The 14,190-nt window shown below is 58.8% G+C and carries 12 protein-coding genes; 5 read left to right on the top strand and 7 right to left on the bottom strand.

Going from position 1 to position 14,190, the window contains the following annotated elements:
• Positions 1-132: 132 nt before the first annotated feature.
• Complete coding sequence (locus tag SB13_RS13410) at positions 133-762, top strand: lysoplasmalogenase (RefSeq protein ID WP_026740846.1); 630 nt, start codon at positions 133-135, stop codon at positions 760-762.
• A 17-nt stretch (positions 763-779) separates the two neighbouring features.
• Here the strand turns inward: SB13_RS13410 and tusA are convergent, their stop codons facing one another.
• Positions 780-1,028 (bottom strand): sulfurtransferase TusA, encoded by a 249-nt coding sequence (gene tusA, locus SB13_RS13405; RefSeq protein ID WP_026740845.1) that lies wholly within the window; start codon positions 1,026-1,028, stop codon positions 780-782.
• Positions 1,029-1,221: 193 nt separating this feature from the next.
• Here tusA and SB13_RS13400 point away from each other — a divergent pair, with 193 nt between their 5' ends.
• From SB13_RS13400 to SB13_RS13385, 4 genes are all read left to right on the top strand, one after another.
• Positions 1,222-1,875 (top strand): 7-cyano-7-deazaguanine/7-aminomethyl-7-deazaguanine transporter, encoded by a 654-nt coding sequence (locus SB13_RS13400; protein WP_026740844.1) that lies wholly within the window; start codon positions 1,222-1,224, stop codon positions 1,873-1,875.
• Positions 1,876-1,994: 119 nt separating this feature from the next.
• Complete coding sequence (locus tag SB13_RS13395) at positions 1,995-2,552, top strand: DcrB family lipoprotein (RefSeq protein WP_026740843.1); 558 nt, start codon at positions 1,995-1,997, stop codon at positions 2,550-2,552.
• A 167-nt stretch (positions 2,553-2,719) separates the two neighbouring features.
• Positions 2,720-3,736 (top strand): inner membrane protein YhjD, encoded by a 1,017-nt coding sequence (gene yhjD, locus SB13_RS13390; RefSeq protein WP_051619111.1) that lies wholly within the window; start codon positions 2,720-2,722, stop codon positions 3,734-3,736.
• Between the two features lie 48 nt (positions 3,737-3,784).
• Positions 3,785-3,985, top strand: a complete 201-nt coding sequence (locus SB13_RS13385; protein WP_026740842.1) for a 2-hydroxymuconate tautomerase family protein — start codon at positions 3,785-3,787, stop codon at positions 3,983-3,985.
• Positions 3,986-4,141: 156 nt separating this feature from the next.
• Here SB13_RS13385 and SB13_RS13380 read toward each other — a convergent pair whose 3' ends face one another.
• From SB13_RS13380 to SB13_RS13355, 6 genes are all read right to left on the bottom strand, one after another.
• Positions 4,142-5,611 carry a M16 family metallopeptidase gene (locus tag SB13_RS13380; protein WP_026740841.1) on the bottom strand — a complete coding sequence of 490 codons (1,470 nt, stop codon included), beginning with the start codon at positions 5,609-5,611 and terminating at the stop codon, positions 4,142-4,144.
• 266 nt (positions 5,612-5,877) lie between these two features.
• Positions 5,878-7,170 carry a dicarboxylate/amino acid:cation symporter gene (locus tag SB13_RS13375; RefSeq protein ID WP_026740840.1) on the bottom strand — a complete coding sequence of 431 codons (1,293 nt, stop codon included), beginning with the start codon at positions 7,168-7,170 and terminating at the stop codon, positions 5,878-5,880.
• Between the two features lie 303 nt (positions 7,171-7,473).
• The gene (locus SB13_RS13370; protein WP_036151770.1) at positions 7,474-8,613 is read right to left on the bottom strand and encodes a HAMP domain-containing protein; all 1,140 of its coding nucleotides are present in this window, start codon (positions 8,611-8,613) and stop codon (positions 7,474-7,476) included.
• 240 nt (positions 8,614-8,853) lie between these two features.
• Complete coding sequence (locus SB13_RS13365) at positions 8,854-9,867, bottom strand: glycosyl hydrolase family 8 (protein ID WP_026740838.1); 1,014 nt, start codon at positions 9,865-9,867, stop codon at positions 8,854-8,856.
• 10 nt (positions 9,868-9,877) lie between these two features.
• Entirely contained in the window at positions 9,878-10,348 is a 471-nt protein-coding gene (bcsD, locus tag SB13_RS13360) for a cellulose biosynthesis protein BcsD (RefSeq protein ID WP_026740837.1), read from the bottom strand.
• Positions 10,349-10,350: 2 nt separating this feature from the next.
• Positions 10,351-14,190 carry a cellulose biosynthesis protein BcsC gene (locus tag SB13_RS13355; RefSeq protein WP_026740836.1) on the bottom strand — a complete coding sequence of 1,280 codons (3,840 nt, stop codon included), beginning with the start codon at positions 14,188-14,190 and terminating at the stop codon, positions 10,351-10,353.

Here is a 14,190-nt window from a genome sequence, read left to right as displayed (position 1 = left end):
CGTTGTCCGGCAGAGGGTCGATCACCTACACTGAAAGAGCAATCATTGTGCAGATTCATACCAGAAGCTGAGTTTCGCCCCATCGCGCGCGGGCTTCTGGCCGTCTGAATTTCCCACATATAAGGACGTTCTATGCTTTGGTCATTTATTGCCGTTCTTTTTTCCGGCTGGCTTTATGTCGACGCCAGCTATCGTGGTCCCACCTGGCAACGCTGGCTGTTCAAGCCTCTCACCTTGCTCTTGCTGATCGCGCTGGCCTGGCAGGCGCCAATGCTGAACGTCCCGGCCTACCTGATCGTACTGGGCCTGCTGGCGACCATCGCTGGCGATACCCTATTACTGCTGCCCGCGCAGCGAATGTTGTACGCCATCGGCGCTTACTTCGCCGCGCATTTGCTCTACACCATCAGCTTCCTGTCCACCCAGATGACGCTGAATTTGTTCTGGCCGCTGCCGCTGCTGCTTGCCATCGTGTCGGCGCTGCTGGTCGCGATGCTGTGGACCCGACTGGATACGCTGCGTCTGCCGGTCTGCGCATTCATCGCCATGACCGCCGTCATGGTGTGGGTGGCGGGCGGTCCCTACTTTGCGGCGAACACCGACTACAATCTGTCGTTGCTGGTCGGCGCGGCCCTGCTCTTCATCGGGCATGCGTCCTGGCTGATTTATCACTTCCGCTTTAAATTCCCGGCGCATCAGGTAATTTTGGCCATCTGTTATTTCGGCGGCCATTTCCTGATCGTACGTTCCATCTATGCCTAAGCGCGAAAAAAAGCGGGTTATTTACCCGCTTTGCGCAGGAGATAGCGGTAGGGCAATGTTTCCGTCGCCTGACCCAGCAGCTCGTGCTCCATAAACAGGCAGAAGCCGGGGATATCGCGCGTCGTCGCGGGGTCATCTGCAATAATCAGCAGCGTTTCTCCCGCGGCCATGTCACGTACGGTCTTGCGCACCAGCATCACGGGTTCCGGGCAGCGCAATCCCAGCGCGTCAAGAGTGCGGTCGGCGTGGGCAAAAATATCGGTCATAGCGAGTCTCAAAAGGGGTTGTCGTTGGATAGCGGCCTTAGTTTACGCTGCGAATATCAGGGTGCAAGCCGCGTAAAACCCCCCATGTTCAAAGAAAACAGAAATGGGTATGATGCCGTTTTATTGACGTTCCGAGCGGAAGCAGGACGTTATCACTGGGTTCCCTCACCCCATAAACCAAAAAGGTCGCAACATGTTTGAATTTACGCCGCAGCAGCGGCTGACAGCATTGTGCTGGCTGACGCTATTCCACATTCTGATCATCACCTCCAGTAACTACTTAGTGCAGCTCCCTGTTTCCGTGTTCGGTTTTCACACGACCTGGGGCGCTTTCACATTCCCGTTTATTTTTCTGGCGACGGACCTGACGGTGCGGATTTTCGGTGCGCCACTGGCTCGACGCATTATTCTGCTGGTGATGATCCCGGCACTGGCGATCTCCTATCTGGTCTCCGCGCTGTTTTACGACGGCACCTGGCAGGGCTTCGCCTCACTGAGTCAGGTCAATATCGTGGTCGCCCGCATCGCCTGCGCCAGCTTTATGGCTTACGTGCTGGGACAGATTTTGGACGTACACGTCTTTAACCGCCTGCGCCAGCGCAGCGCCTGGTGGGTCGCGCCTTCGGCCTCTACCGTGCTCGGCAACCTCTGCGACACGCTGGCGTTTTTCTTTATCGCGTTCTATCGCAGCCCGGACCCGTTTATGTCCGCTCACTGGGTCGAAATCGCGCTGGTGGATTACACCTTCAAGATCCTGATTTGCGGCATTCTGTTCCTGCCGATGTACGGCATCATGCTAAACATGCTGCTTAAGCGTTTGAGCGGCAGGACGCCGCAGACGGCATAACACCAGATTGCCCCGAAAGGGGCCGTCAGACAGGCTTTGTGACAACAAAACGCTTGTTTTTACTGCCTGAATCGGGTGGCATAGCAGCATTATGTTTTCTGGTTAAGGAAAGAGCTGCTATGTCGAAAGTAGTAAAATTTATCGGAATCGGATTGCTGGCCGCCACGCTGACCGCCTGCGATGGCAAAAAGGACGAGACGCCTTCCACCACGGATGCGGCGGCACAGGCTCAAAGTAGCCAGACGATCTCTTTGCTCTCCGGCAAACTGACGTTCACCCTGCCCGCAGACCTAAGCGATCAGAGTGGAAAGCTGGGCAACCAGGCCAATAACATGCACGTGTACGCCAACAAAAGCGGACAAAAAGCGGTCATCGTTATTTTGGGCGACAGCACCACTGAAGAGCTGCCGGTGCTGAGCCAGCGTCTGGAAGACCAGCAGCGTACCCGCGACGCCAACCTGCAGGTCGTCACCAATAAAACCATTGATGTCGACGGCCATAGGCTGCAGCAATTGGACAGCATCATCTCCAGCAGCGGTCAGAAAGCTTACTCCTCCGTCGTCCTCGGCATTGTCGGCGACCACCTGATGACGCTGCAAATCNCCCTCCCCGCGGACAATCAGCAGCAGGCGCAGACCGAAGCGGAAAATATTATCCGCACGCTGAAACTGAGCTGATCCTCACCGTTCAGGGCATTCACACAGCCCTGAACGGCCTTCCCGACCTGCACCATCACACCGCATTTCGCCGTTTATTCCTGCCGGAAGCCCGCGCAAAACTGTTATTAGGATGATGTCGGTTATAATCAATCGGATGGATAACTGCGCGTAAGAGGTTTTATTACATGCCCGTAACACCTAAACGGCCCCCTGACTACACATCGGCCCATACCCCTTCCCAGGAGGACGCAACCTCCCCGACGGAAAAAACCCCTATCGCCCGACTGACCCGCTGGAGCAAATGGATTCAGTCTTTGCCTTACGTCGCGCACTTTATTCGCGCCGTCGAACGGTTCAATGACCGCATGGGCAGCCAGTTCGGGGCGGCTATCACCTACTTCTCCTTTTTGTCGCTGATCCCCATTCTGATGGTCTCTTTCGCCACCGTCGGGTTCGTGCTGGCTTCGAACCCCGATCTGCTCACGGAGCTGATCAGCCGCATCGTCAACAGCATCAGCGATCCTAATCTCGCTAATACACTGAAAAACACGGTGAATACGGCGATACAGCAGCGTACCACCGTAGGGCTGACCGGTTTGCTGATCGCGCTGTACTCCGGGGTGAATTGGATCGGCAACCTGAGAAACGCCATCCGCGCGCAGTTCCGCACAAAGTGGGAACGCAATCCGCACGATGAAGAGAAAATCTATTTTCAGTATCTGTGGGATTTCCTGTCGCTGCTGGGACTGTTGATCGCCTTGGCGTTCACGTTGTTCCTGACCTCCGTCGCCGGGACCGCGCAAAACAGAATTGTCATCGCATTAGGACTGGAAGGGATCGAGTGGCTGCGGCCCGCCATGACGCTGATCGCGCTGTCGATTTCAATCTTCGCCAACTATCTGTTATTCCTGTGGATACTGGGCGTTCTACCCCGCCGGAAACCCAATCGTAAGGCGCTGTTGCGCGGAACCTTACTGGCCGCCGTCGGTTTCGAGATTTTGAAGTTCATCATGACCGTCGTGCTGCCCAAACTCGCCTCTTCGCCCTCGGGCGCGGCCTTCGGTTCGGTGATCGGCCTGATGACCTTTTTTTACTTCTTCGCGCAGCTGACGCTCTTTTGCGCCGCGTGGATCGCTACCGCCAAACCTCGACATCATCACATACCCGAGGACACGGCCGAACCGCCGGCTGCGGCTTCATGACGGTCGGCGGCCTCGCCGCCTACCATGTAACCCTGACAGGAGAAATGTATGCCGGTTGTTACCGTTCGCATCCTTAAAGAGGACACCACCGCAGCGCAAAAAGCGCAGGTGATTAGTGGCATCACGCAGGTGCTGGAGACAGCGCTGGGAAAGGACCCGGCCAAAATCATCGTGATGATTGATGAGGTCGAGCCCGATAACATGGGCGTGGGCGGGCAGAGCATCACAGAACGGCGCAAGTCGTCCTGATCCCGCGGCAGCCGGCGGTGATTCGCCGGACGCCAATCCCCTCCTAATGACAGACCGCGCCGCGGTCTGCGTTTCTCTCTCGACCGAGTGACGATGAAACACGCCGGGGCGGCGGCACGCTAAAAGCAGCGCGTGTCCGCCTTCGGCTCATTCAGCCTACGGCGTCGCGGGCGCCGTTTCATCCGCCGCGGGCGCGGCGCTCTCCGCCGGTTTCATCAACCCGTTATACCTGTCTTGTAGCTCTTTCAGGTTGGCCTCGGGTTCACCCGGCGGCTGTTGCAGCACCAGCGTCGCATCTTGCGCCAGTTGCAGGCGCAGCGCCTGATTGAGGGATTCCAGCGTTACGAAGGAGAGATAGTTTTTACGCAGTTGCTGATACTGCTCGGGCGCGATATCCACCACGCCGCTTCGCTGCGAGCGCAGCCGCTGCTCCATCAAAATCTGCGTACCGGTGCGCGCATAGGTGGCGAAAAGCTTGTCCAGCTCTTCGTTTTTACGCGCCAACAGCGCATCAAATTCCGCCTGCGTCAGACCCTCATCCTGCAAGGCGCTGAGCGCCTTGCCCACCAGCGTCACGCCTTCGACCAGCTGTTCGCCGTTCAGGTTGTCCATATGCAAAGAGCACTGCGCGCGTCCGTACAGAACATTACAGTCGAAACGCAGATTGGCCTCTTTCAGCGCGCTTTTCTCCAGCGCCTGCTGTACGCGCTGAAACATCGCCTCCCGCGCCAGGTCGCGCTGCCAATAGCGTGCGAGCGCGTTTGAATCGCGAATCGGCTGCCAGACCGTATCCCATACCAGCGCGATGGAGTCCGGTCTGCCCGTAACGCCGATGAGTCGGGTCGGTTCTGCGGGCAACGCAGACAATACCGGCAGGGGCGCCGGCGTCGCGCGTTTACCTTCCAGCGGGGCAAAGACCTTCCGGATCTGGTCGACGATAGCGCGGGAGTCGACGTTCCCGACGACATACAGCGTCATCGCATCCGGCGTGTACCACGCTTTGTAGAATGCCTGCAGCAGTTCGGCCGTCAGCGGCGTTTTAACCGGCTGCCCCGGATTGTGCGACAGCAGAATCGAGTTTTGAAGACGATATCGCCAGGCGGGATCCTGCGGATTCGGCGGCAACGTGGCGACGCCGTCTTCCTTTTGCAGGACCGTACCGATGCTTTGGTCGTCGAAAGACAGTCCACCCGCAGTTTCCGCCAGCCAGCTCAGCGCGTCTTTCAACAGCTCCGGTCGATTATTCGGCAGGCTCAAATTATAAGAGGTGAAGTCATAGGAGACGACAACCGGCGATGGTTTCTCGTCGTTGGGAGAAGAAGCCCACAATGCCGCGAGCTGGCCCGGCGCAAACGATGCATTAGGCATCATCGCCAGACGGGGAATGACGTGAGAAAATCCAGTTTGCTGTGTGTTTTCGCTCAACGAGCCCGTATTCACCACCAGACGAAGTTCGAGGTGGTCGTTAGGGCGCTGAGGAGTGCTCAGAAGCTGCCAGTTAAAGCCGTTATCCAGCTTACCCTGCTGCCAGGCGGGGTCGGGCTGTAGCTCTTCCGCCAGGGCAAAACGGCCGACGGCCGCCAGTAAAACGCCACCGAATAAAAGACTGATTTTGGTTCCCTGCATGTGAACCCCTGCTTTTTAATCACTATCTGAAGACGTGCATTTTATGGATTAAGGTGACGGTTGTGCGGTCACCACACTGTGTACTCACCTCACAAAAAACAGAGCCGCAGTGTAACATCCGGTTAGACCACGTGCTTTCGTCGATGTCACTCAATAGGGCGAAATATACCGAAAAAAGTGGAAAATGCTGAATTTGGACTCATCCGATCAACAACGGCCCACAGCGTTTATATTCGCTGCGGGCCGTTGGCGGAAAGGCGGGAACGTCAGGAAACAGGCGGGGAAGAGGGCTTAGATTTAGCGGGCTTGCGGTTATCCAGCACCTCATTCAGCTGCTTTTCATCCAACTGGCCGACCCACTTGGCGACGAAGATTGTCGCGACGCCGTTACCGACAAGATTAGTCAGCGCGCGGGCTTCCGACATAAAGCGGTCGATCCCAAGAATCAGCGCCAGCCCCGCAAGCGGCAGATGGCCTACGGCGGAGATGGTGGCGGCCAGCACAATGAATCCGCTGCCGGTGACGCCCGCCGCCCCTTTCGAGGACAGCAGCAACACCACCAGCAACGTGATCTGATGCCAGATATCCATGTGGCTGTTGGTCGCCTGCGCAATAAACACCGCCGCCATCGTCAGGTAGATAGAAGTGCCGTCGAGATTGAAGGAGTATCCGGTCGGGATCACCAGCCCCACAACCGACTTCTTACAGCCCGCCTTCTCCATTTTTTCCAGCATTCGCGGTAGAACCGATTCGGAGGAAGACGTCCCCAGTACAATCAGCAGCTCTTCCTTAATGTACCGAATGAACTTGAAGATGCTGAAGCCGGTGGCGCGGGCAATGGATCCCAGCACCAGAATCACAAACAGCAGGCAGGTCACGTAGAAACACACCAGCAGCTGTCCCAACTGCACCAGCGAGCCGACGCCGTATTTGCCGATAGTGAACGCCATCGCCCCAAACGCACCCAACGGCGCCAGACGCATGATCATGTTGATGATGCCGAAGATGACTTTGGAAAAGCTTTCGATCACATCAAAAACGATTTTCCCTTTCGCGCCCAGGCGGTGCAGCGCAAAGCCGAACATCACGGCGAACAGCAGCACCTGCAGGATGTTGCCGCTGGCGAACGCGCCGATCACGCTGGCGGGAATGATGTCCAGCAGGAACGGGATGACGCCCTGTTCCGCAGCCTGGCTGGCGTAGTTGGAAACCAGAGACGCATCAAGCGTGGTGGGATCGACGTTCATCCCCGCGCCCGGCTGCATCAGATTGACGACGACCAGCCCGATCAACAGCGCGATCGTACTCACCACTTCGAAATACAGCAGGGCGACGGCGCCGGTCCGGCCCACCGCTTTCATGCTTTCCATACCGGCGATGCCCGTCACGACCGTACAGAAGATCACCGGAGCGATGATCATCTTAATTAATTTAACGAAACCATCACCAAACGGTTTCATTTGCTCGCCGATAGATGGATAAAAATGCCCCAGTAGAACCCCGATGGTAATTGCCACAATCACTTGAAAATACAAACTTTTAAAGATTGATGTTTTCATCATTATGTCCTTGGGTAGGAGTGCACACGTGGACGAAAACGGCATTACACCGCCACCTGTGATTGCGCAAAAAGTAACATCGCATTAACAGTTCAGATATCTTTTATAACTTAAGTTTGTGACTAAAAGGTGAGAGTTAGGAGCTGAATCGCATCAATAGGTTTTGAATAAAAAATAGTGCAGAAACAGCCCGATAACAATATCTGCGGGAGAGAGGAGGCGGGTCTGACTAACATGCTGTTATTTATTAAGTCATTAAAATAAGCGCTATCGCCGCCCGCGCGTTGAGAAGTAACAGCGGCGTTAAGACACAGAGGACGCGTGAGGGAGCACGACGGAGAGAACGCCGTCGCGACCCGCGCCTCGCGCTTGCTCCATCGTAAGGCGGGCCTGCGCCAGCCACTGCCCGGCGGCATTAGCCTCCGTCTGCGCCGCCTCGTCGAGCACCGTCAGCAGACCGATACTGACATGCACGCCTTTATGCAATCCGCCTTCACGCAGGCGGACAAGGGTTTGATGTCCCCATACCTGAGCAAGATCGGCTTCCGCCGGAACGGCCCCCAACATCGCATATTCGTCGTTATCGAGCCGCGCCAGCAAACCGGACTCGCCGATGGCGGAGCGAAGCGCCGCGAGCGTGGACAGCAGATCGTCTTGTCCCAGGGCCGTATCCGCTTCCAGCCCCACCACGCACAGACAGAACGGTTCACGTTGGCGGGATAAGGCGTTGATAAGCGTGGCTTTGTCTGCCAGCACTCCCTCCCCCGCGCGCCGGTGCGACTTCCACCGCCGCAGATTTCGGTTATAGCTACGCACCAGCATGCCCAGCTCATCGTCGATGTGCCGCTCCGGCATCGTCAACGGACTGTCAGGCAGAGACTCGGAGGGGACGTCCTGTAATTCCTTGATGATTAATCGCAGCGGGTTGACGACGCGGTGTTTTACGCACCAGGTGATGCCCACCGAGAGGATCAGCGCCAGCAGCAGATAGGTGACCAGCAGGGTCGAAAAGGNGCTGACGATGAACTGGAACATCCGGTACGAGTCAGCCTGCAACACCAGATGCGCCAGCGGCGTCGACCCCGGCACCTGCGGCAAGGAATATAACGGAATCGAGACTTCTATCGGCAGGTTAAACGTCCGTGCGATCCACCGCGGCAACGGCCGCTCGGACGGGAAGTTAGCGTGCAGCGTGTGCAGCTCGCCGGGGAGCACCAGATAGGCCCGGCTCAGGAAACCGACCGGCAGGAGGTTGTTTAGCAGGCCGTCGGCCTCGACCACATCGCCCTGCAAGACGGCATTGGTCAGGGGCGTTCGCACAGAATAGGCAATATGTTCCAGCTGGCGCACGTAATCATCCCGTCGCTGATGCACGAAATGGAACAGCTGGATCACGATAAACAGGCAGACGGCGGTGACCGACACTGCCGAAATCACCGTCATCTGTTTGATAGTTAGTGAACGACGAACGTGCAAACCTATTCTCCCAAAACCCCGACGTACGGGGAAAAACAGCCGTACAGTATATCTCGAGCGCCAAGTTTATAGGATGCAAAGGGAAGTCTGTTAAAAGGTTTAAGGATTTTTCTGAGGAAAGTGTTTCCGTGAGTGGCTGAGCATCCAAAAAAGTCGCTCTTATCAGTCTGAAGCCGGCGCAGCCGGTCGAAGGCTGCGCCGGTGAGGTTAACGGGCGTCGGCAGTGACCCGCGCCAGATTAGCCAGCAGATGCAGGCTGGCAGAGTAGTAGTCCTCTTCCGGGCTGATGGCATCATTGACCTGATGGCTGTCGCCCATCGCCAAATCCCGCACCGCCAGCAGGCCGCCGTTCATCATGTAAGGCGCAGTGTGGTTATTCAACACGTCGACCCACGCTGGCGTACGCAGACGCGGAAAACCATGCCAGTAGAGACGGAACGCACTCAGCTCCGGACTTTCACGGTCATACCAGTAAACGTACAGCGGAATGCGGATAGCGTCATAGCTGAAGCGCGACGGCCAGTTCATGGCCGGGGCGGTCGTGCCATCGGCATTCAGCGCCACCCAGTCGGACGGCAGGTTAGTATCGCCAAACCGCGCTTTGCTCAGCAACACCATCCCGTCTTCGATCAACTGATGCCATACCGGCAAGCGGCTGCGTTTGGAGAAATCCGCCCATGCGGGGAAGATAAAATAAGAAGGATTGAGGACGAGGTAAGTGCCCTTGTTGAAACCGTTTGCGCCCGGCAACATCACCGTGTGACCGGCATACTGTGTCACATTGTGCGCGACGATCTCTTTCTGCAGGCTGTCCGACGCCTGAAGATATGACTCGTTGCGCCATTTCTCACCGGCCTTCAATAAGGCCCAGGCAATCATGACGTCGCCGTCGGAAGCATTATTTTTGTCGGCCACCGGATCGGCCGCCGTCGGGGTATAGCGCCAGTAGAACAGGCCGTTCTGTTTATTTTTAAGATGGGACTGCGTCCATGACCACAGGCGGTCGAAGGTGCTCCGGTCATCATAATGCACCGCCAGCAACATGGCGAAACCTTGCCCTTCCGTATGGCTGACGTTGTTGTTGCCGGTATCCTGAATTCGCCCGTCCACCGTTAAAAAACGGCTTTTGTAGCTATCCCATCCCTGATCTGCCGCTATCGCACTCGTGCTGCATAACGCCATGAGCAAGACCATAGTCCAGTGCCGCAATGGCTTTATCATGCTTTCCTCTCTAATTATGTTGATAACGGAATCTCAGAGCCGTCTCACCCTCGGTGGCTTCACCGACCAGCGGCACATGGGCGCCGCCGCCCTGCTCTTTGAGCCAGTGAGCATACAGCCCCTGCAACACCGCCTTGATCGCCAGCAGCCAGCGCGCCTTGCTCAGCGCACCCTCACCGGCCGGCAGCGCCAGATGGAGGATTTCCAGCGACGCTTCGCCCGGCAGCAACTCGACATAGCCCCAGTCAAACACGGCCAGCACCGCATTGATCTCCCGCTCTAGGTCTGCCACAGTCAAAGCCGCCGGTAAGGGATACCGTTTCGCGAGCGCCTCGCCCATTTGCTGGAGAAAGGCCTGACCTTCGCTTTCGCCGACGTTGTTCATCATATTTTCAATGATGATCCCCAGAAGATCAAACCAGCCCGGCGGGCACTGCTGCTGGCGATAATACTGCAAGGTCGTTTGCTGCCATTCACTCATGCTTATTCGCCTCCAAGCCTATAGCGGAAATAGAGTTGCGCGTTGCTTTCGTTATAGTCACCGAAGGTGTCGTAACCGAGTTGACCGCCGATGGTGACGTTGCGATTGATCTTATAGTCCGCCCCGGCGTGCAGGTTGTAGCCGATACCGTTTTTACTGGTGCCGGGGTAGTAGGCTTCCTGAGTCAGGCCTTTCGCCGCCGCCGTTTCCAACAATTGCTGCCACTCCGGGTTGTTCGGATAGTAGGCGCTGCGATCCTGCGAGTAGGACTGATAGCCCAGCGCGCCGCCGATCCTCACGCTCAAATCGTCGTATTTCTGGGTGTAGTCGATGGGGAAAGCGACCGAGACGAAGTTCTGCGGGCTGAAGTAGCCGCCCTGCCCGTAGCTGTAGTAGCTCAGGTTGCGGGAGAAATCCATCCACGACAGGCTGATGCCGGTCTTCAGCTCACGCTCGCTATCGTGATAGGGACGCACGTAGGCTCCTGCATTCGCCACCAGACTTTTGTTGCTCTTCACGTTTTCGCCCAGATAGCTGTAAGCCCCGGCGCCGCCATAGAAACCGGCGTCGCCGTCGTCATAGCTCAGCAGCGCCGTTCCGCCGTTCTTGGTCACGCGGCCCCACTTCTGACCGCTGAACGCGTCGCGCGCGCCAACGTAGGACAGCAGGCTGTCGGTGACCGCCCGGCGTTCGCCGGTCAGCACCAGCGTCAGGAAGTCGGTCAGTTTCGGCGACCACTGAACGCCCCCCACCAGCGTGCTGAGATCTTGCCCCAGCGGGGTGGAACCGATGTCCATTTTGTACTGCTTACCGGTCAGCGCGAGATTCAGCTCCACGCCGGTGGCATTCTGTGCTCCGGGGGAGTCCGCCGTGATCTTGTCGAGGTTGAAGCTGTCCGAGGTAGATTCGGCCTGTGCCTTGTTAGATTGCTGGATCGCCCCCAGCCCGAAGCGGCGGCTGGAGGTGTCTTCGGCGCTTCCTGCGCTCAGCGTCACAGGCGTAACGGTAAAGTTGAAGCGATCCTCGCCCAACGGCGCGCTGGACCACGTCAACGGCGCTTTCGCCTCGGTCAACTTGCTGAGGCCGGACTCGCCGTCCCGACCGCGTATTTGCACCCCGGCCTGAACCCAGGTGCCGGTGTCGCTCTCCAGCGTATCCATCATCTGGTTTATCTGGCGGAAGGTGCCGTTCTGCGCAGAGGCCGTCGTAGCCCCCTGCGTCCCGTCGAGGCGTTGTCCGCTCACCGAGCGATAGTCGGTCGTCTCGTCGCGCTGCTGCCACGGCATCACGCTGCCGTAGGTCGACGGCGACCGCCGCGTGCTTTCCGTCGTCCGGTTGATAAACGGGTTATCCGAAAGCGCCAGTCCGCCAATCACCGGCAAGCTGCCGGGCTCCGCCCCCCTCAGCCCAATCATTTTTCCGCGCGCCGTACGCAGATAAGCCAGCGCCTGCGCTTTGTCGCCTTTCGCATCCGCCACGCGCGCCAGCAACAGCAGTCGCTCCGGCGTCTGTTTGTCGCGCAGGCCATCGGCCAGCGCGCTGGCTTTCGAAACGTCGTTCTGCGCCAATGCCACGTCGATAGCGCCGACGCGCGCATCCTGCGAGGGGGTATCGCGCGTCATCAGATAGTCATAGACCGTTGCCGCTTCCTGATTCATCTTGCCGGACTGGTAGAGCCGCGCCATCGCCAGCATCAAATCGGTATTCTGCGGATCGTGCTGCAACGCGCCGATCAGCTTGTCGTACGCGGCCGCATACTGCCGGGCTTCACGCAGGCGATCCGCCTCCTGAATCACGCCGCCGTTGCGCACCGCGGCCAACTGCTCCGGCGTGCTGCGGGACAGCATGTCCGGATTGCTCAGCCACGCTTGCGCCTCCTGACTTAAACCAGCCTGATTCAATACGGCCACCTGGGCCGCATAATCACCCGCGTTGCCCTGAACCCCGCGTTGCATATTGCTGCGCACCNCGCCGACCGCGCCGGCGACATCGCCTGCCGACGCCAGCGCCTGCGCCAGCTCACCGGCATCCTGCGGATCGGCTGGCGGGTTAACCGCCAGCGCCTTCAGGGTGTTGGCCGCCGCGACGTTGGAACCGGTTTTAAGATAATCCCGCGCCGTCTGCATCTGTAGGTTGAAGTTGGCCCGACGGGCCAGCGCGCGCATGTTGGGCGTCTGCTGGCGTTCCGGTACGCGAGCCAACAGCGTTCCGGTCTGCTGCCAGGCGCCGTTTTGGCTGGCGAATAGCGCGCCGGCGAACAGCTGCTCGGCGCTGGCGCCGGGACGGTACAGCGGCTGCATCACATCGGCAGCCGTCATCATGTCCCCTTGCTGCTTGTAGATGCGCGCCAGATCGTATCTCACCCAGCCGTCGGCGGGCCAACTCTGTACCGCTTGCTGCAACAGCGCGATAGCCTGCGCTGGGTGGCCCGCCGCCCGCTCGCGCTCCGCGGCGCGCCTCATCGACGCGCTGCCTTCCTCCACCGCCACGCGCGGCGCCAGACGTTGGCGCACGCTGTCCGGCAGCTCAGCCAGCAGGGCCTCGGCTTCCGTACTGCGATTCTGCCGTTGAAGCACATAGTAAAGTCCTTCCTTCGCCGCACTGTTGTTCGCATCCAGCGTCAGCACATCGCGATAGCTTTGCTCCGCCTGCGTCAGCTGATTGCTGCGCCGTTGCACATCGGCCCGAAACAGACGAACGGCAATGCCGCGTTCCCCGTCGGCCTGCATCAGCGGTTCGCTCAGCGCCAGCGCCTGCGGCGTATTTCCCGTTTTCATCGCCTGCTGCGCCACGCTCAGCTGCGCGTAGAAACGCGCGTCCTCCGCCTGCTGCTGACGTTCGACGCTGTTCTCGCCGCCCTGCTTCGCCGACTGCTCCAGATAGTTGGCGGCGCTGGCGTAGTCGCCTCGACGCTGAGCGATATAACCGAGACCGGCCAGCGCATCCGCATCCTGCGGCGCGGCCTGCAGCACTTGTTCAAATGCCCGCTGCGCGCCGTCCGTATCGCCGCTGTTCAGTTCGGCGAACCCTTTCCCTATAGCCGCGCCGCCGACATTGGTGCGGTAGTGCGTCATGACCGCTTTATCTTGGGGATGCCGCTGCTGGTAGTTGTCGTACAGCGGCGCGTCATCCGGCTGAGGACTCATCCATAGCAGGGCCTGACGCATAGCGCCGTCTACATCGGGGTTGCCCGAGGACATCGCATCCAGCAGCCGCAACCCTTCCCGTCGGGTGGGTTCCTGATAGGTCAGCGCCTTACCCAACGCCAGCCGGGCCTGAGTATCCTGCGGATTCGCCGCCGTGAACTGACGCAGGCCGTCCACCGCCTGCGGCCACAGCGTGCGGTCGCCCGCCATGGTCAGATAGTATTCGACTGCGACGTTAGCCGGCGGCTGGCCGCCGTCGAACAGGTTGCGCCAGGTTTGCAGCGAAGCGGCGATGTTACCGCTGCGGGCCTGCTGACGGGCCAGCGCCAGCTGAGCAGGGGGAATATCCTGCCAGCGCCGGGAGTTATCCAGCTCTTGCAACCGGGGGTCCTGCGGCGAAATGCCAGCCAGACGCGCGCGCCACTTCGTCGCCTCGGCGTTGTCGCCGCGTTGTTGAGAGTAAAGCGCCATCAGGTAAATCGCGCGGGTGTTGTCGGCGTCAACCGCCAGCACCTTCTGCAGCGCGCCTTTGGCCAAATCGTCGTGGGCGCGTTGATGCCAATATTCCGCCTGGTCGAACAGCGCCTGGAACGCCGGGTTGTTATTGTCCGCCGCCAGCGTAGGCGCGGACAGGGCCGCCGCCCCCACCAGGCACAATGACCGAAGCATTCTGGCTGTCAGTGTGTTCTTTTTCAT

It is taken from the genome of Lonsdalea quercina subsp. quercina, from assembly GCF_000688695.1.
GTDB lineage: Bacteria > Pseudomonadota > Gammaproteobacteria > Enterobacterales > Enterobacteriaceae > Lonsdalea > Lonsdalea quercina_D.
The sequence above is the reverse complement of the archived record's forward strand: the minus strand, read 5'-3'. Positions and strand labels throughout refer to the sequence as shown.

Bases quoted from the DNA above. Each gene is read 5' to 3' on its own strand.
- SB13_RS13410 (WP_026740846.1), top strand. From the start codon at position 133: ATGCTTTGGTCATTTATTGCCGTTCTTTTTTCCGGCTGGCTTTATGTC.
- tusA (WP_026740845.1), bottom strand. From the start codon at position 1,028: ATGACCGATATTTTTGCCCACGCCGACCGCACTCTTGACGCGCTGGGA.
- SB13_RS13400 (WP_026740844.1), top strand. From the start codon at position 1,222: ATGTTTGAATTTACGCCGCAGCAGCGGCTGACAGCATTGTGCTGGCTG.
- yhjD (WP_051619111.1), top strand. From the start codon at position 2,720: ATGCCCGTAACACCTAAACGGCCCCCTGACTACACATCGGCCCATACC.
- SB13_RS13385 (WP_026740842.1), top strand. From the start codon at position 3,785: ATGCCGGTTGTTACCGTTCGCATCCTTAAAGAGGACACCACCGCAGCG.
- SB13_RS13380 (WP_026740841.1), bottom strand. From the start codon at position 5,611: ATGCAGGGAACCAAAATCAGTCTTTTATTCGGTGGCGTTTTACTGGCG.
- SB13_RS13375 (WP_026740840.1), bottom strand. From the start codon at position 7,170: ATGAAAACATCAATCTTTAAAAGTTTGTATTTTCAAGTGATTGTGGCA.
- SB13_RS13365 (WP_026740838.1), bottom strand. From the start codon at position 9,867: ATGATAAAGCCATTGCGGCACTGGACTATGGTCTTGCTCATGGCGTTA.
- bcsD (WP_026740837.1), bottom strand. From the start codon at position 10,348: ATGAGTGAATGGCAGCAAACGACCTTGCAGTATTATCGCCAGCAGCAG.